Consider the following 17,847-nt stretch of genomic DNA (forward strand, 5'->3'; position numbering starts at 1 on the left):
GCGCATCCGCGGTGCTCTCCCTCTCCCCTGCGGGGAGAGGGTTGGGGTGAGGAGATCTAAATCTATCGAGAGATTCTACGCCCTCACCCGACTTCGCTGACGCGAAGTCGACCTCTCCCCACGGGAGAGGTGGGCTGAACGATAACCCTTACCTCACGCCGCCTTCGTGGCTTTGGCCTGCTGAATCGCATCCCAGATTTTCACCGGCGTCAGCGGTGTCTGCAGCGATGTGATGCCGAGATCGCTGAGCGCATCCATCACGCCGTTGACGATGCATGGCGGACCGCCGATGGCGCCGGATTCGCCGCAGCCCTTCGCGCCGAGCGGATTGGTCTTGCACGGCGCAGAGTCGTCGAGCGTCACATCGATGCTGCCCGGCATGTCGCTGGCGCGCGGGATGCAATAGTCCTGATAGCTCGCCGTGAGCAACTGCCCCGAGGAATCGTACACCACGCCTTCATAAAGCGCCTGTCCGATGCCCTGCGCGACACCGCCGTGAACCTGACCGGTGACCAGCATCGGATTGATGGCGACGCCGACGTCATCCACCGTGGTGTAACGCACCACGCGGGTCACGCCGGTTTCGGGATCAATCTCGACTTCACAGATATGCGTGCCGTTCGGCCAGGTCGGCCCGTCCACCTCGCCCTTGCTCTCGACGCTGAGGCGCGAGTCCTTCTCGTCCTTGGCGAGATCGAACAGACTGACCCGGCGGTCGGTGCCGACCACCGTCAGCACGCCATCACCGTATTCGATGTCGCCGACAGAAGCTTCGAGCACATGCGACGCCTTCTCGCGCGCCTTCTGGATCAGATCGCCGGCCGACACGACGGTTGCGGTGCCTCCGACGAACAGCGAGCGCGAACCGACGCTGCCGCCGCCCGTCGCCTTGTCCGTGTCGCCCTGGATAACATCGATACGGTCGAGCGGAATGCCGAGCGCGCCCGCCACCATCTGTGAGTAGCTGGTCTGAAGTCCCTGCCCCATCGCCTGGGTGCCCGACTGCAACACCACGCGGCCCTCGGCGGTCGCCGACAACGTGACCTTTTCGGTGTGCACACGGCCGCCGGTCCATTCGATGTAGCTGGTGAGACCACGTCCGTAGAGCAGGCCCTTTTTCTTCGCGGCTTTCTTGCGCGCGTTGAACCCGTCCCAGTCCGCGAGCTTCGAGGCGCGCTCCATCATGTGCGCGAAAGCACCGCTGTCGTAGACTTCGCCGACCGCGTTCTTGTAGGGCAGTTGCGAGGGCTTGATGTAATTCACCTTGCGGATCTGGCGCGGGTCCATGCCGATCTGCCGCGCGGCGGCATCCATCAATCGCTCGACGATGAACACCGCTTCCGGCCGTCCGGCGCCGCGATACGGGCCGGTCGGCGCGGTGTGAGTGAGCACCGCCTTGATGTCGAAGTGAATCAGCGGGAGATCATAAACGCCGGTGGCAACGAACGGTCCGAGCACCAGCGGAATAATCACGCCCGCGCCGGTGAGATAGGCACCGGTGCCGCCGAGCGAGCGCACACGGAACGCCAGCACGCGGCCCTTTTCATCGAGCGCGAATTCACCGGTGGATGTGAGATCGCGGCCATGCGATCCGCCGATAAAGTCGTCGATGCGGTCGCCGCGCCAGCGCACGGTGCGCTTCAGTTTCGTGGCCGCATAAGCAACGATGCCGTCTTCGGGATAGAGATTGACCTTGTGGCCGAAGCCGCCGCCGATATCGCCGACCATCACATGAACGCTGTCTTTCGGACGCTTGAGCACAACATCCGAAAGAATGTCGCGCGTTGCGGTCGGTGTCTGGCTCTGGACATGCAGCGTGAGACGGCCGGTCTTCTTGTCGACCTCCGCCATGGTGCTGCGCGGCTCCATCGCCGACGGCACCAGCCGCTGGCTGGTGATGTCGAGCGAGACGACGTGCCTGGCCTTCGCGAAGGCGGCTTCCGTTGCAGCCGCATCGCCGTAGCTCATGGCGGCGGCGATATTGTCCGGCGCATCCGGCCAGACCACAGGCGCACCGGGCGCCAGCGCATCGGCCGGACTGACAACCGCCGGCAAAATCTCGTAATCGACGACGATCGCCTCGGCGGCCGTCTGCGCATCGGCACGTGATGGGGCAAGTACAGCCGCGACCGGCTCGCCGGCAAAGCGGACAACGTCGTGCGCCAGCAGACGCCGCGGCGGCGCGGCCATCGGCGAACCGTCGGGCCGCTTGAAGATCGGCAGGGTCGGGATGGTGCCGATATCGTCCGCGACCAGATCGGCTCCGGTATAGACGGCGGCAACGCCCGGCATGGCCAGTGCTGCGCTGGTGTCGATCGCGGTGATCCTGGCGTGGGCGTGCGGCGAGCGCAGCACGTAAAGCCACAACGCGCCGTCCTGCGCCTTGTCGTCGATGAAATGTCCTTGCCCTGTGAGAAGCCGCTGATCTTCGAGGCGCTTGACGGATTGGCCCGCGCCAAAGCGCAGGTTGGAGGGCAGAATGTTCATCGGTGTTCCTTCAAACCAGACTGGACGCGAGCGAAGCCGCCGGACAGGCGGCACCCGGTCCCGATGCGGGTTCCGCTTAGCACAATCCGGCATGGGGAGTTGAGTCCGTGGAATGGTTTTCCGCCATGCGCCGGAAGTGGGGCTTTCATGGTCCCGCAGGACAGCCCTGACCTTGCATGTCCGCCCGCGCAGATTAAGGTCGCTGCAATGAATGAAATGCTCCGCCCCAAATCCGTGCCGCCAGGATCTGTGCCTCGACGGGTCGCGGCGACCGCCTGCCCGCACGATTGCCCCTCGACCTGCGCCCTTGAAGTCGACGTGCTCGACGAGCGCACCATAGGCCGGGTGCGCGGCGCGCGGGACAACGGCTACACGGCGGGGGTAATCTGCGCCAAGGTCGCCCGCTATGCCGAGCGGATTCATCATCCTGACCGCCTGACGAACCCGCTGGTCCGCACCGGCGCAAAAGGCTCCGGCACCTTCGCCCCGATTTCATGGGACGATGCGCTGGATCTGGTTGCCGGGAAATTCCTGGAGGCCGAAGCACGGTACGGCTCCGAGGCGGTCTGGCCCTATCAGTACGCAGGCACCATGGGCCTTGTGATGCGCGACGGCATCCATCGTCTGCGCCATGCCAAGAAGTACTCCGGCTTCCATTCCACCATCTGCGTCAATCCGGCCTGGACCGGATTTGTCGCCGGCACCGGCAAGCTCGCCGGTCCCGATCCGCGCGAAATCGCACAGTCCGACTGCGTCGTGATCTGGGGCACCAATGCGGTCAGCACCCAGGTCAACGTCATGACCCACGCGACGCGGGCGCGGAAGGAACGCGGCGCGAAAATTGTTGCGGTCGACGTCTACATGAACGGCACCATGGAGCAGGCCGATCTCGCGGTGCTGGTGCGGCCGGGTACCGACGGCGCGCTCGCCTGCGCGGTGATGCATTGCCTGTTCCGCGACGGCAAGGCGGATCGCGATTTTCTTGCGCAGCATACCGATGCCCCGCGCGAGCTTGAGCACCATCTGCAAAGCCGGGGCCCGGAATGGGCCTCGAAAATCGCCGGCTGCCCGGTCGAAACCATCGAGGAATTCGCGGCGCTGGTGGGCAATACGCCGCGCACCTATTTCCGGCTCGGCTACGGTTTCTCCCGCTCACGCAACGGCGCGCCGAACATGCATGCCGCAAGCTGTATCGCAGCGGTGACCGGCGCGTGGCGTCATGAGGGCGGCGGCGCATTCCACAACAACGGCGCGATCTATCACTGGGACCGTTCGCTGATCGAGGGGCTCGATGTGGTCGATCCGTCGATCCGCATGCTCGACCAGTCGCGCATCGGCGCAATCCTGTGCGGCGACGCCGACGCGCTGTTCAATGGGCCGCCGGTAACGGCGATGCTGATCCAGAACACCAACCCGGTGTCGGTCGCGCCGGACCAGACCCGCGTCAAGCAGGGCTTCGCGCGCGACGACCTGTTCGTCTGCGTGCACGAACAGTTCATGACCGAGACGGCAAAGGTCGCCGACCTCGTGCTGCCGGCCACGATGTTCATGGAGCACGACGACGTTTATCAGGGCGGCGGGCATCAATACATTATCGCGGGCCCGAAACTGATCGAGCCGCCGGGCGAATGCCGCTCCAACCATGATGTGATTGTCAGCCTCGCCAAACGTCTCGGTGCCGAACATCGCGGCTTCGACATGACGCCGCGCGAGATCATCGATTGGACGCTGCAAAAATCGGGCTGGGGCACGCTGGAAAATCTCGAGCGCGAACGCTGGATCGACTGCCAGCCGGATTTCGAGACCGCGCATTACACCAGGGGCTTTGCGTGGCCTGACGGAAAATTCCGTTTCAAGCCGGACTGGCCAACGGTGCCGTTCCGCAGTCCGGGGCTTTCTGGCCCGGTGGACGATCTCCCTCAATTGCCGGATCACTGGACGGTGATCGAGGAAGCCGACGAGCATCACAAGTTTCGTCTTGCCACGTCACCGGCGCGCAACTTCCTCAACACCACCTTCAACGAAACGCCGACCTCGCTCAGCCGCGAGCAGCGGCCGACGGTGATGATCCATCCCGACGATGCGGCGGCGCTATCGATCGCCGACGGCGACAAGGTGATCCTCGGCAACGAGCGCGGCGAAGTCCGGCTTCACGCCAAATCCTTCGATGGCATGCGGCGCGGCGTGCTGATCGCCGAATCGATCTGGCCGAACCATGCCTATGAAGACGGCCGCGGCATCAATACGCTGACGGGTGCCGATCCGATCGCGCCCTATGGCGGCGCGGCGTTCCATGACAACCGCGTCTGGATCAGGCGCGCGGCGTAGGCAGGCTCGTCGTTACATCCAGCCTCGGATCAGCATGTAGATCGCGACGCAGGAAATCACCGCCACAAAAACGTCGTTGAGCAATGTCCGCCTGCTCGCCAGCAGATGCGCTGATTTCACACCAATGTATCCACCAGCCAGACCGCCGACGATAAAGACCGCCGTCAGCGGCCAGTTCACCAGACCGGAGAATGCGTAGCTCGTTGCAGTGGTGAGACCGAAGGCCAGCACGGCCACCAGCGAGGAACTCACCGCGTACACCAGCGGCATATCGGTCGCGAACACCAGCGCCGGCACAATCAGGAAGCCGCCGCCGATACCGAAGAAGCCGGAAAGCATGCCGGTGGCAAACCCCACCCCGATGAGCGACGGGGCATTGGCCCGGCTCAACTGAACAGACTTGTTGCCGGCATAATCGCGGCGCCGCCGCATCAAGACAGCAACCACGAGCATCAGAAGCGCGAACATCGTCAGCAGCCGCGGCCCGTCGACCATCTTGCCGACCAGTGAACCGAGAAACGCTCCAATCACACCTGCGCCGGCGAGCACCGACGCGCACCCCCACTTCACCGTGCCGGTGCGCGCATGGATAAGTAGACCAAAGGCCGCGCTTGCTGCGACGGCGAGCGAGCTGGTGCCGATTGCCACATGCGCATTCGGCACGCCGACCAGATACACCATCAGGGGCACTGCAAGAATCGACCCGCCGCCGCCGATGACGCCGAGAGAAAAGCCGACAAGCGAGCCCGATGCCGCTCCAAGCAAGCCCTGCGCCAAGGAGATCATACCGGTCGCCCCCCGCCGGCGGTTCGCCGCCGTGCTGTTCCGTTCAGGACAGCATGACACGATTTCAGGGCGGGACTACCGGCAACCGCAAGATTCGCCAGCTTTCAACAAGTCTGCAAGACGCGCCGGTGGTTTGATTAAGCGGACTGGCGATTTTCCCAGTACGGATCGCGCAGCTTGCGCTTGAAGATCTTGCCGCTGGCTTCGCGCGGCAGGGCTTCAAGGAAGTTGATGTCTTTCGGCACCTTGAAGTTCGCCAGCCGCTTCCGCAGATAATCCTGCACGTCCTTCGGCGTCAGCGCGGCGCCGGTATCAGGCTCGATGCAGGCGCACAGCCGTTCGCCGAATTCGTCGTCCGGAATGCCGAACACGGCGCAGTCGCGCACGCCCTCCATCCCGATCAGTGTGTTCTCGATCTCCGCCGGATAGATGTTGACCCCGCCCGAAATCACCATGTCGCGCTTGCGGTCGCAGAGAAACAGATAGCCGTCTTCATCCAGATAGCCGACATCACCGACGCTGATCAGACCCTCACGGCCGGCTTCCTCGCGCGCACCTGCTTTGCGGTGATAATCGAAATCCGGGATCGCGGTCTGCCGCATGAAGATCTCGCCGATCTCATTGACACCGCAGGGCTCGCCGTTCGGGCCGAAAATCCTGACGATGCCGCCTTCGATAGCGCGCCCGACGGTGCCGGGCTTCGCCAACGCTTCCTGTGCCGAGTGCCAGATCGGAATCCCGGTCTCGGTCGAGCCGAAGTACTCGTGAACCACCGGCCCCCACCACGCGATCATCGCCTGCTTGACAGGAACCGGACAGGGCGCAGCACCGTGAACCGTAAATCGCAGCGACGAAAGATCGTACTTTGCCTTCACCTCGTCCGGCAGCCGCAGCAGCCGCACGAACATGGTCGGCACCATGTGCATGTGGGTGACCTTGTGCCGCTCGATAAGCTGCAGCAGATCCTCGGGATCGAAGCGCGGCTCCAGGACGATGGTGCAGCCGTGACGGAACGCCAGCATGCCGTAGGAACTGGGGGCCGAATGATACATCGGCCCGTTCATCAGAACGACCTGATCTTCATTCGGCTTCAGGCCGTACGTGATGGCGCTGACCCGTTCGGCCGCGGCCATCTGTTCCGGCAGCATGGGCAGACGCCGCACGCCCTTCGGCCGGCCTGTGGTGCCGGAGGTATAGAACATCGGCGTTGCGCGGCCCGGCGCTTCCCTGGAGGGCGCAAATCCGTCGCGCCAAACATCCCAATCCACCCGGCCCTCGGGCACGCGCGCCAGTTCAGGCGGCACACCGAAAGCCTCGGCGATTTCCGGCGGCGTTGTCACCACCAGCAATGGCAACCGCTTCGGCAGGCCGGCCTTGATCTGCGGCAACAGATCCGCGTGGCACACGAGGCTGTGCGCGCCGCTGTCGGCCAGAATATAGGCGACCTCTTCCGCCTTCAGGTGCCAGTTGATCGGCACCACCGGCGAACCCAGCATCGCCGCAGCGGCAGACGCTTCGAACAGCGCAAAATCGTTACGCAGCATCAAGCCGACAGGCGCACCGTCGCGGAGGCCGAGAGCCTTGAAGCCGGTGGCGGCGCGCGCGATACGCTCCTGGATTTCAGGCGTGCTGATCTGGCGGTCACCACTGATAATCATGACGTCGTTCCGGCTGAAGAGGGAGACCGGGCGCGCCGCATCTCTGCAGCGCGCCCTCGTTACATTTACTGATCGTCGAGAACCTTGCCGAATCCAACCCAGCTCTTGCCGTCGAAGCGGCGCAGCAACAGTTGCTGGAACGGCAGGTAATCGTCGGGCCCGGTGTTCACAGTGATGCCCGGCAACAGCAGCGGCAGCTCGACGTTCTTGAGCGAAGCAGCCTGGTGCCTGATGTTCTCGGGGCTGAAATCGTCCTTGCAGGCCTTGAGCACGGCGACCATCAATTGCGCATAGTGATAGCCGGCGGAATAGTTGGAGTTGTTGAGATCCGCATTCGGCATGTACTGCTTCATGAACGCGAAGAACTCCTTCACGCCGGGATCGTTCGCCCATTGCACATCGTTAACGTCCTTCTGGTTGCTGGACGAGATCATGCCGACGGCATTCTCCAACCCCGCCGGTGCGAGGAACGAAATCGAGGCCGCCGATGTCGGCAGGAACGTCATGTCCGGCTTCCAGCCGAGTTCGGCAATACCCTTGATCAACTGCGAGGTGAACTTGCCGAGCACCACGCCGAACAGCACGTCGGCGCCGGATGCCTTCAGTGTCGCGAGTTGCGAGTTGATGGTCGGCGCAGTCACCTCGTAGCTCGCCTCGGCTACGATCATGGTCGCGGCCTTGTCACCGAGCGCGCGCTTGAAGCCGCTGACATAGTCGCGGCCGAAGTCGTCGTTCTGCGCGAGAATGGCGATCTTCGCATTCGGTTTCGTCGCCAGGATATGCTTGGCGTAGATCACGCCCTCGGAGGCATAGGCCGCCATGCCTGGCATGGTGTAGGGGAAGCCCTTCGGATCGGCCCACTTGGTCGCGCCGCTGAGAACGAACAACTGCGGAATTTTCTTGCCGTTGAGATAACGATGCACCGCATTGTTGGTCGCGGTGCCGAGCGAAGCGAACATCACCTGCACTTCGTCCTGTTCGACCAGCTTGCGCGTGTGCTCGACCGTCTTTGGCGGCGAGTACGCGTCATCCATGCTGATGAACTTGATCTTGCGGCCGTTGATGCCACCTTCGGCATTGATCTTCTCGAAGTACGCTTCCTGCACCCGGCCGATCATACCGAAGCCCGACAGCGGGCCGCTGTAAGGCAAGGTCTGCCCGATGCGGATTTCACCCTTGTTATCCGCATGTGCCTGCGTGATTCCGCACGCGGCAAGCGTCAGCATGGCCGTCGCAAGACGTGATAAGGCCTTCATGGTGTCTCCTCCCTGATTTGTTTGTTTTCTTGTGGTGGGCCGCGCTTATGCGCGCGTGCCCCGTTTTCCGTCAGGCGCTTGCGCGCATCAGGAAATCTCCTCGCGCTTCGGCGAATTCGGTCTTGAGGCGTTCCACCAGTTCCGCGACCGGCGGAATGTCGGTGATCTGGCCGATGCCCTGTCCCGAGCCCCAGATATCGCGCCAGGCCTTGACCTTCATGTTCCCGCCGGAGCCGAAGTTCATCTTGGTCTTGTCGGCAACCGGCAGATTGTCTGGATCGAGGCCGGCGGCGGCGATCGACGGGCCGAGGTAATTGCCATGAACGCCGGTGAACAGGTTGGTGTAGACCGTGTCGTGAGCGGCATAGTCGGTCAGCGCCTTCTTGTAGGCGGGATCGGCGTTGGCCTCGACGGTCGCGATGAAGCGCGTGCCCATGTAGGCCATGTCCGCGCCGAGCGCGAGCGCCGACGCGATACCCCAGCCGTCGGAGATCGCACCGGAGAGCAGGATGGTACCCTTGAACCACTGCTTCACTTCGCGCACGAGAGCAAAGGGCGACAGCGTGCCGGCATGACCGCCCGCACCCGCGCAGACGAGGATAAGTCCATCGACGCCCTGCTCGGCAGCCTTGCGCGCATGTTTCACGTTGATGACGTCGTGGAATACCACGCCACCATAGGAGTGCGCGGCCTCGACGATTTCGGACGGCGGACGCAGCGAGGTGATGATGACCGGAACCTTGTGCTTCACACAGGTTTCCATGTCCTTCATGAGCCGGTCGTTGGAGGCGTGGCAGATCTGGTTGACCGCGTAGGGCGCGACCTTCTTGTCCGGATTCTTCGCCTGATACTCGCCGAGTTCGTCCTCGATCTGGGTCAGCCATTCGCCGAGTTTCTCGGCGGGCCGCGCGTTCAGCGCCGGGAACGAGCCGACGATGCCGGCCTTGCACTGCGCGATCACCAGCTCAGGACCCGACACGATGAAGAGCGGCGAGCCGAGAACGGGCAATTCAAGCGTACCGGTAAGCGAGGCGGGAAGCGGCATCGGATTTGTCCTGTTTGAATGTGAGCAACGATAACATCTTGACCGGCGCCCCCAATGTCCAATATTGAACAGTTTCAGCTTCAGGATTGAACAGATGGACTGGGATCTTTGCCGGACCTTCATCGCCGTTGCCGAATCCGGCAGCTATCTCGGCGCGGCGCGCCGCCTCCGCTCAAGTCATCCGACCGTGGGCCGCGAAATCGCGGCGCTCGAAACGCAGCTCGGGACCAAGCTGTTTGTCCGCTCCAATGACGGGCTGGCGCTGACAGCGCAGGGCCGCCGCTTCCGCGAACACACTATGGCTATGGAAGCAGCGGCGCTGCGGGCCGAAGCCGCGGTCTCGGCTACCGGAACGAAAGCGCGGGGTCTGGTCAAGTTCTCGATCGGCCCGACGCTAGCGGCTTACTGGCTGATGCCGCACATGGCGTCCTTCATCGAGACCCACCCCGACGTTCAGATCGAATTCGTCACGCACCCGTTCCCCGTCAGCGTCCGCAAGCGCGAGGCCGATATCGTGCTGCGCATTTATCAAAGCGGCGACGAGAACCTGGTCGGCCGCAAGATCGCGCGGCTGGGCGTCGGCTTCTATGCCTCGCGTACCTACGCCGCGCGCCATTCCCTCCCCCAGCATCGCGACGACTGGAAGCGTCACAACATCGTCGGCTTCGCGGACCGTGCCTCAAACGCCGAACTCGGACGCTGGAGCGATCATGTCGCGCGGGAAGCGACCGTGGTGATGCGCTGCTCATCGCAGGCCGACATGCTGGCGGCGGTCCGCGCCGGCGTCGGGATCTGCGCGATGTCCTGCATCGTCGCCGATGCCCACGACGACCTGATCCGCGTCGCGCCGGACAAGCTCGCCGGGATTTCCGACATCTGGCTGCTGGCGCATCCGGATCTGATCGATCTGCCGGCTGTTCGTGCGGTGATTAATTTCGTCACCCAGCGCTCGCGGGCGGATCGTGTCCTGCTCAGCGGCGCGGCAAAGGCATGAGGCTGCCTGAGCGTGAAACCCTGCTCGGCTTACACCTCGCGCCTGATCTCGAGCTCCGACCATATCCGGTTGAAGTACTCGTTGTAGAGCGGGTTGGTGCGAATGGTCACCGGGTCGCGCTCGGCGTCGGACAATTCGATGGTGTGCAGGCTGCGCACCGTCGCGGGCCGGTTGGTCATCACAACGATGCGGTCGGCCATGGTGATCGCTTCGCCGATGTCATGCGTCACCAGAATCACGCTCTTGCCGCGCTCGCGGATGATCCGTTGCACTTCACCTTGCAGCAGGAGCCGGGTCTGAAAATCCAGCGCTGAAAACGGCTCGTCCAGCAGGATCACGTCGGGATCGAACGCCAGCGTTCGCATGAAAGCCACACGCTGGCGCATGCCACCGGACAATGTCGCAGGCTTGGCTTTCTCGAAACCGCCGAGGCCATAGGATGTGATCAGCCGATGCGCGATTTCCTCGGCCTCGGCGCGCGCCACACCGCGCACTTCCAGACCCAGCGTCACATTGTCCAGCACGCTGCGCCAGGGCAGCAGCATGTCCTTTTGCAGCATGTAGCCGACGTGGCCCTTGGCGCCCGCCACCTGCACGCCGTTGACCGACACGCTGCCCATCGTCGGCGAAATCAGCCCCGCGATGATGTTGAACAGGGTGGTCTTGCCGCAGCCCGACGGTCCGACGATGGCGAGCACCTCGCGTTTGCGCAGACCGAAGGAGATGTTGCCCAGCGCGCGAACCGGATTCGCGCTCTCGGCGTTGAAGACCATGCCCACCTCATGGGCGGTCAGGACGTCTCCGGTGGCAGCGGCTGCATCAGCCATCAGGCGATCTCCGGATAGGTCAATTCTGGCGCCTGCCATTTGCGCCCGGCAATTACCGCGTCGAGATACGACAGCACGACGGCGTTGAATTGATCCGGCAGCACCACCGAGATGGCGTGGCCGCCGGTCTCGAAATAGAAGGTGTCGGCCTTGGGCATCAGCTTCGCCATCCGCTCCGAGTAGAACAGCGGCGTCAGATGATCGTCCTTGGAACAGGTGATGAGACAGGGACACGTGATCTTCCGCAACTCCTCGCCCGGCGAATACGAACAGATCGCGTCGATGCGGCTCAGCATGATGTCTGTCGGCGCCAGCGCCGCCGCTGCGGCGGGCTCTTCGGCTTCAAGGCGCGCGATATTCGCGCTGACCCACCAGGGCGGATTGAGAAACAGCGGCGTGGTCTTGACGTAATGCAGCGGACCGCTTGTCTGCAGAACGCGCTTGCGGACCTCGAAGCACCGCCTGAAGTAAGCGTCGGAGGTTGCCCATCCCGCGTACAGAACCGCGCTCTTGATACGCGACGGAAAGCGCAGCGCCATGTCGTGCGCCATAGCCGCGCCGGTCGAGTGGCCGACGATATGCGCGGCTTCGATTTTCAGTTCGTCCATCAGCGCGACCATGTCGTCGGTCATTTGCGGGACTGAATAAGTGATGCGATCCTGACGCGAGCCGCCGGTCCCGCGATGATCGTGCAGCACCACCTGATGTTTCGCGGCAATGGCCTCGATGTTCGGCTTGAAATAGCTTCCCGCGCCGCCGATGCCGGCGACCAGCAGGACGGGCTCGCCCTTGCCGATCACCTCGTAAGCGATCTCGGTTCCGTTCACCTGAGCTACCGGCATCAAACTCTCCGTTGTTCTTGCAAGTGTCTTGTCGTTGGGAGCGGCATCAGTAGCTGAGCCACCGTTCGAGCAGCGTGACGCTGTAGTCGAGCACCAGCGCCAGCAGCATCAGCGCGAACAGGCCCACCCAGACCGCGTTGAGGTCGTAGAGCGTCCCGGCGTAATAGACGAGATAACCGAGCCCCTGCTTGGCGGCGATGTATTCGCCGACCACCGCGCCGATCAGGGCGAACCCGACATTCAGCCGCAGGCCTGAGATGATCCACGGCATGGTCGCGGGGGCCACAATCTTTCTGAACGTCTGCCACCGGGACGCACCGAGGGAGCGCATCAGCCGGATCAGATCCTGATCGACCTCCTGTGCGCCGCTATAGGCGGTCATCAGCGACACGATGAATGTGATGATCGCGGCGATGGCGATCTTGGATTCGATCCCGATGCCGAACCAGACGATGATCAGCGGCGCCAGCGCAATCTTGGGCAGACCGTTGGCGGCGACGATGAACGGCCGCAGCATGAGTGCGAACCGCGGGGTCAACCACAGTCCGAGTCCGGCGACACTGCCGAAAAAGCAACCGATCACAAATCCGATCAGGGATTCGAGGCCGGTGACCAGGGTGGACTGCAACAGCGTTCCGTCCGACAGAAGCGTGACGAACTTCTTCGCGATGCCGCTCGGCTGGCCATAGAGATAGACCGGCAGCCATTCGGCCCGAATGGCGATTTCCCACAAACCAAGGAAGCCGACCGTCAGCGCGATCTGTCCCAGCAGGATCAGCAGCCACGGCGAAATGAGAAGGCCGCGCTGTTGTGCCTGTTCCGCCATGCTCAGCGGGCCTTGGGCAGATGCGCGATGGACGCGATTTCCACGAGGAATTCGGGTTTGACGAGATCCGCGCGAATGCAATAGCGCGCCGGGAATTCGTTCGGAAAGAATTCCTTATAGACCGCGTTCATGGCGGCGTAGTCGCCGAGGTCCTTGAGGAAGATCGAATTCATGGTGACGTCGGCCATCGTGCCGCCTGCGGCTTCGACGATGCTCTTGATGGACTCGAGGACGGCGCGGGTCTGCGCCGTTGCGTCGCCGACACCCACGGTCTTGCCGCTGCCATCCATGGCCAGCACGCCGGAGACATAGAGGACGTTGTCCGCCAACACACCCGGCGAATAGGGCGCCATCGGAGGAGGCGAGCCGGCGGGAACAACTGGCTTACGGGGCATATCGGGCTCCTTGGGTTCTTGGCGAATCGTTATGACTGATGGGACAGAAAACGTCAGCGGTTGGTCAAGCTTCGCAGCTCGCTGACCGTGGTGGTCCAGCCGAAAAAAGTTTCGACATTGTAGACCGTGGCCTCCTGCAAGGAGGCCGGACCGGCCTGGAGCGTGGCGTCCTTCACCATGATCGGAAAGTATTCCAGGAAATAGCCATCGCGGATGGTGGATTCCACACAGACATTGGTGGCGACGCCCACCACCACCAGATTGCGAATCCGCCGCGCCCGCAGCATTCCGTCGAGCTGGGTACCGGAGAAACCGCTGTAGCGCGGCTTCGGCAGAACGATCTCGCCGGGCAGCGGCTTGATCTTTTCAACCAGCTCGTAATCCCAGGTCCCGCGCGTGATGAGCTTGCCGTCGAGTTCCGGCCGCGCACGCATCGTTTTCAGCGCGTTCGACTTCCACCAGTTCGGAGAGTCCGGTGTGCCGGCCTCCTGTTTTTCCGCATCCCAGCCGTTCTGGAAAAAGACAATCGTAAAACCGAGTTTGCGCGAGATTTCGATGGTCTCTGCCACCGCAGCGATCACCGGCTTGGCGCCTGTCACATCGAATCCGGCAAGGTCGAGATAGCCGCCTGGCGACGCGTAGGCGTTCTGCATGTCGACAACGATGAGCGCGGTCTCATCAGGCGAGAGAGGGAATTCGTCCGGCTTGGCGCCGAGCACAAGGCTGTTGTCGTGACGCGGCAACGTCTGAGGCAGGGTCATGATGATGTTCGGTTTTGAGGTCAGCTTTTCAGTCCAAAGTCGGACGCCGCCTTGGTGGCGAACGTCGTATCAACCATGTCTTCGTAGGGCAGTGTCTTCTTGAGCGTGCCCGCGCCGCTTTCGTGCTTCATGATCGCATCCCAGTCTTCCCTGGTGATGACCGGGTTGCGTGGCACCACGTTTTTCGTGGTCATGAAGTTCTTCGCGCCGAGCTTGACGACATCCGGCGCGACGGTTGGAAATTCCTGCCGGCTGACCTCCTCGAAAGTGCTCGGGTCGGAGTGCAGCAGCTTCATCGCTTCCGCGAGAGCATTGGTGAATTTCTGAACCGTTTCGCCGTTGCTCTTGAGATACGGCTCGGTGACGAACACGGACGAGAAGGCGATAGGCCCGAGAATGTCGGCGAAGGAGTAAACCACCTCCAGCCCGAACTGGGTGACGCCGATGCTGGCGTCCCAGTCGAATGCGATGGCGAGATCGGCGCGGCCGTCTTTGACGGCGGCCGCCTGTGCACCGGGCGGCAGTTCGAGGAAATTCACGCCGGCTTCCTTCGGATCGAACCCGCCGACGCTGCGCATCAGATAAGTCGGTGTGGAAATCGTGTTGGACGGGAAGCGCAGGGTGGCAATGGTCTTGCCCTTCAGATCAGCCAGCGAATTGATCTTGAGGCCGGGCTTCGCGATCGCGAAGAGTGAAATACCGCCCGCGACCTTGGCGATGCATTTCATCTTGCCGCCTTCGAGGGTGGAGTTGACTGACATGCCGGTGCCGGTCAGCGCGAACTGCGCCCGATTGGCAAGCAATACCGAGACAGGCACAGCGATCCCGCCTGCGGTGGACAATTCAACGTCGAGGCCCTGTTTCGCGAACATCTCTTTGCGCATCGCGACATAGAGCGGCGTATAGAGCGCGATATGGATGGCCTCGGACACGATCACTTTGGTCCGGCCCTGCGCGATGCCCGGCATCGGAAATGCCGCGGACATGCCGAGGGCACCGGCGCCCATCAAGAGGCTGCGGCGAGTCGTCGCTCCTTCGGGTTTGCGCAAGGTCATACGTAGTCTCCTGACAAGATGGCCTGTTACCGGACACGACGGGCCGTCCGGGAAGAGAAGAAATCACCCCATTCGCACCGCACGAAGGTCATTCCTCCTCCCAAACACCGCAAGTGAAGGCTAGGGAGCATTTATCGTTGTTAAAAGTCGAGAATTTGTCATGCGATCCTGCAAAAAAGGCAACACCCCCTATTTGCGGGTTTTAGCCTTTGATGCCCTGATCGCCGTGGTCAGCAGCTTGAGAAATTCCTGCGCCGCATGCGACAGCGGCCTGTCCCGGTGGACGCTGATGCTGGAGCGCGCAGAAGCCAGTTCGGCATCAGCCACCGGAATGGCACGCAGCTGACCAGATCCGAGCTGGGTGATCACAGCGAGCGCCGGCTTGAACGCAATGAACTGGCCTGTGACGGCCATCGTGTTGGTGAGCTCCAGCGAATTCGTTGTCACCAGCACCCTTGGAACAAGCTTGTGTCTTGCAACCGTTCGCTCGAACGATTGTCTGATGCCGAAGCTGTGGTCGGGAAGCGCGAGGGGCTCCTTGCAGATTTCCTCGAGGGTCAGACTCTTGCGGCCTGCATACTTGTGATCGCCGGCAACCAGGCAGGAAATAGGCTCCGGAAATTCAGCGATGGTTTCGATCTCCGCGCGCGGCGAAGCATTGAACGTGATCCCGATATCGGCCTCGTCTTCCAGCAGTGCCTCGGTGATCCGATCCGTCGACGCAGTTTGAACCTTGAAGGCAACGGCAGGATAGCGACGCTGAAACTCGGCCAGAATAGTCGGCAACAAGCCCGTAACGAATCCCTCAATGACCCAGAGGCTCACTTCACCGCGGCGAAGACCGCGAAGATCGTCGATCCCGGCACGCGCGCGGTCGAGGTCGCGGAAAATACGATGGCTTTGACGGGCGAGGACTTCGCCGGCCGCGGTGAGCCGCACACCGCTTTTGGAACGTTCGAAAAGCACCGCATCGAGCTCATGCTCAAGCTGCGCGATCTGCCTGCTAACCGCCGATGGCGCGACATGAAGCCGGTCCGCTGCCTTGCGGATCGAACCAAGCTTTGCAACCGCGTTGAAGTATTTCAGCGTCAGAAAACGCATCTCACCCCCGCAAAACGCGGCCGGAAAGCGCTCGTGTGGCTGCGGCCGCCAAGCATTTTATATTTGAATCCCCTCATTGCCTGCGGGCTTCAATCCATCGCAAAGTGCGCTCCGCCACAGCAGGATATGGTACGCGTTTTAAACAAGACGTCATTTGTCACGGGAGATCAACATGGGTTTCGAGGGACTTCAGCTTCGCTCCTTGATCAAGAAGAGCGGCGAACTCGAACTGTCGCTGGCCAAGGTCAAGATTCCGGAGCCGGCGGCCGACGAAGTTATCGTCCGGGTCGAAGGCTCGCCGATCAATCCATCCGACCTTGGCCTGCTTCTGGGCACCGCCGATATGACAACGGCTAAATCGTCCGGCGCTGGCGACAGCGTCGTTGTCACAGCATCGGTTCCGGAACCGCTGATGAAAGCGATGGCAGGACGCCTCGATGAATCGATGCCTGTCGGCAATGAAGGCGCCGGTGTCGTTGTCGCGGCTGGAAGCTCCAGCAGGGCGCAGGCGATGATGGGCAAGATGGTCGCAATGATCGGCGGAGCCATGTACGCGCAATACCGCTGCATCAAGGCTGCCGACTGCATGGTACTTCCCGACGGAACGACAGCAGCAGAAGGCGCGTCGAGTTTCGTCAATCCGCTGACGGCACTGGGCATGACCGAGACCATGCGACGGGAAGGACACAAGGCACTCGTGCATACCGCCGCGGCGTCTAATCTCGGCCAGATGCTGAACAAGATTTGCATCGCGGACGGCATCGGCCTCGTCAACATCGTGCGCAATGCCGAGCAAGAGGAAATCCTCCGCAAGATCGGCGCGACCCACATCTGCAATTCCTCCGCCGCGACCTTCATGGACGATCTGACCCAGGCGCTGGTGGAAACCGGCGCGACGCTGGCATTCGACGCCATCGGCGGCGGCAAACTGGCAGGCCAGATTCTGAGCTGCATGGAAGTTGCCGCCAACAAGACTGCGAAGGTTTACAGCCGCTACGGATCGACCGTTCACAAGCAGGTCTACATTTACGGCGGCCTCGACATGCGCCCGACCGAGATCAACCGAAATTTCGGAATGGCCTGGGGCATCGGCGGCTGGCTGCTGTTTCCGTTCCTGCAAAAAATCGGACCAGCCGAGGCGCAGAAGCTGCGCGAACGCGTTGCCGCCGAACTCAAGACCACATTTGCCAGTCATTACACGCAAGTCGTGTCGCTTCAGGAAGCGCTGCAGCTCTCGAACATCGCGGCCTACGGCAAGCGTGCAACGGGTGAGAAGTTTCTCATCAATCCGAACAAGGCCTGATCGCTCCCGCTTCCAGGCAGCGGATGCGTTCGATACTTTTCGAAGTCCAACAAAAAGGCCCCGGGAAACCGGGGCCTTAAGTTGTCTGGAGAAATTATTGGTATTTCTTAGTACTTCGCGACGACCGGGCCACCCCAGTTGAAGTGGTAGTTGACGCCAACCTTCACAGTGTGGAGGTCGTCC

The 17,847-nt window shown here is 62.3% G+C and carries 15 protein-coding genes and 1 pseudogene; 3 read left to right on the top strand and 13 right to left on the bottom strand.

The genetic code is table 11. The annotated features are described in order from the left end of the window. Positions 1-153: 153 nt before the first annotated feature. Positions 154-2,487: a xanthine dehydrogenase family protein molybdopterin-binding subunit gene (locus AC1Q67_RS16795; RefSeq protein WP_492236432.1), complete on the bottom strand. Its 2,334-nt coding sequence runs from the start codon at positions 2,485-2,487 to the stop codon at positions 154-156. Positions 2,488-2,694: 207 nt separating this feature from the next. On the opposite strand from AC1Q67_RS16795, the gene AC1Q67_RS16800 reads away from it, so the two are divergent. Then, positions 2,695-4,815: a molybdopterin-containing oxidoreductase family protein gene (locus AC1Q67_RS16800; RefSeq protein WP_492236433.1), complete on the top strand. Its 2,121-nt coding sequence runs from the start codon at positions 2,695-2,697 to the stop codon at positions 4,813-4,815. A gap of 12 nt (positions 4,816-4,827) precedes the next feature. Here AC1Q67_RS16800 and AC1Q67_RS16805 read toward each other — a convergent pair whose 3' ends face one another. From AC1Q67_RS16805 to AC1Q67_RS16820, 4 genes are all read right to left on the bottom strand, one after another. Beyond that, positions 4,828-5,601, bottom strand: a complete 774-nt coding sequence (locus tag AC1Q67_RS16805; protein WP_492236434.1) for a sulfite exporter TauE/SafE family protein — start codon at positions 5,599-5,601, stop codon at positions 4,828-4,830. Positions 5,602-5,738: 137 nt separating this feature from the next. After that, positions 5,739-7,259, bottom strand: a complete 1,521-nt coding sequence (locus AC1Q67_RS16810; RefSeq protein WP_492236435.1) for an acyl-CoA synthetase — start codon at positions 7,257-7,259, stop codon at positions 5,739-5,741. A gap of 65 nt (positions 7,260-7,324) precedes the next feature. Next, positions 7,325-8,515 (bottom strand): ABC transporter substrate-binding protein, encoded by a 1,191-nt coding sequence (locus AC1Q67_RS16815; protein ID WP_492236436.1) that lies wholly within the window; start codon positions 8,513-8,515, stop codon positions 7,325-7,327. A gap of 70 nt (positions 8,516-8,585) precedes the next feature. Further along, positions 8,586-9,560, bottom strand: a complete 975-nt coding sequence (locus AC1Q67_RS16820) for an NAD(P)H-dependent flavin oxidoreductase (RefSeq protein ID WP_492236437.1) — start codon at positions 9,558-9,560, stop codon at positions 8,586-8,588. 94 nt (positions 9,561-9,654) lie between these two features. Between AC1Q67_RS16820 and AC1Q67_RS16825 the strand changes: the two genes are divergently transcribed. Further along, positions 9,655-10,554, top strand: coding sequence for a LysR family transcriptional regulator (locus AC1Q67_RS16825; RefSeq protein WP_492236438.1), 900 nt, complete (start codon positions 9,655-9,657; stop codon positions 10,552-10,554). A 29-nt stretch (positions 10,555-10,583) separates the two neighbouring features. Here the strand turns inward: AC1Q67_RS16825 and AC1Q67_RS16830 are convergent, their stop codons facing one another. The 7 genes from AC1Q67_RS16830 to AC1Q67_RS16860 form a co-directional block, all read right to left on the bottom strand. Continuing rightward, positions 10,584-11,381, bottom strand: a complete 798-nt coding sequence (locus tag AC1Q67_RS16830) for an ABC transporter ATP-binding protein (RefSeq protein ID WP_492236439.1) — start codon at positions 11,379-11,381, stop codon at positions 10,584-10,586. Then, positions 11,381-12,223 (bottom strand): alpha/beta fold hydrolase, encoded by an 843-nt coding sequence (locus tag AC1Q67_RS16835; protein ID WP_492236440.1) that lies wholly within the window; start codon positions 12,221-12,223, stop codon positions 11,381-11,383. The genes AC1Q67_RS16830 and AC1Q67_RS16835 overlap by 1 nt, the downstream gene beginning before the upstream one ends. Before the next feature lie 46 nt (positions 12,224-12,269). Then, positions 12,270-13,049, bottom strand: coding sequence for an ABC transporter permease (locus tag AC1Q67_RS16840; protein WP_024577105.1), 780 nt, complete (start codon positions 13,047-13,049; stop codon positions 12,270-12,272). 2 nt (positions 13,050-13,051) lie between these two features. Further along, positions 13,052-13,444 carry a pyrimidine utilization protein C gene (rutC, locus tag AC1Q67_RS16845; RefSeq protein WP_492236441.1) on the bottom strand — a complete coding sequence of 131 codons (393 nt, stop codon included), beginning with the start codon at positions 13,442-13,444 and terminating at the stop codon, positions 13,052-13,054. 53 nt (positions 13,445-13,497) lie between these two features. Then, a complete protein-coding gene (locus tag AC1Q67_RS16850; RefSeq protein WP_492236442.1) occupies positions 13,498-14,205 on the bottom strand; it encodes an isochorismatase family protein in 708 nt (235 codons plus the stop codon). A gap of 20 nt (positions 14,206-14,225) precedes the next feature. After that, positions 14,226-15,260, bottom strand: coding sequence for an ABC transporter substrate-binding protein (locus AC1Q67_RS16855; RefSeq protein WP_492236443.1), 1,035 nt, complete (start codon positions 15,258-15,260; stop codon positions 14,226-14,228). A 189-nt stretch (positions 15,261-15,449) separates the two neighbouring features. Next, positions 15,450-16,361 (bottom strand): LysR family transcriptional regulator, encoded by a 912-nt coding sequence (locus AC1Q67_RS16860; RefSeq protein WP_492236444.1) that lies wholly within the window; start codon positions 16,359-16,361, stop codon positions 15,450-15,452. 172 nt (positions 16,362-16,533) lie between these two features. On the opposite strand from AC1Q67_RS16860, the gene AC1Q67_RS16865 reads away from it, so the two are divergent. After that, a complete protein-coding gene (locus AC1Q67_RS16865) occupies positions 16,534-17,664 on the top strand; it encodes a zinc-binding dehydrogenase (protein WP_492236445.1) in 1,131 nt (376 codons plus the stop codon). A 107-nt stretch (positions 17,665-17,771) separates the two neighbouring features. Here the strand turns inward: AC1Q67_RS16865 and AC1Q67_RS16870 are convergent. Then, a pseudogene (locus tag AC1Q67_RS16870) lies at positions 17,772-17,847 on the bottom strand (outer membrane protein); the annotation flags it as partial.

This window comes from Afipia sp. GW823-FHT06G09 (assembly GCF_058794875.1).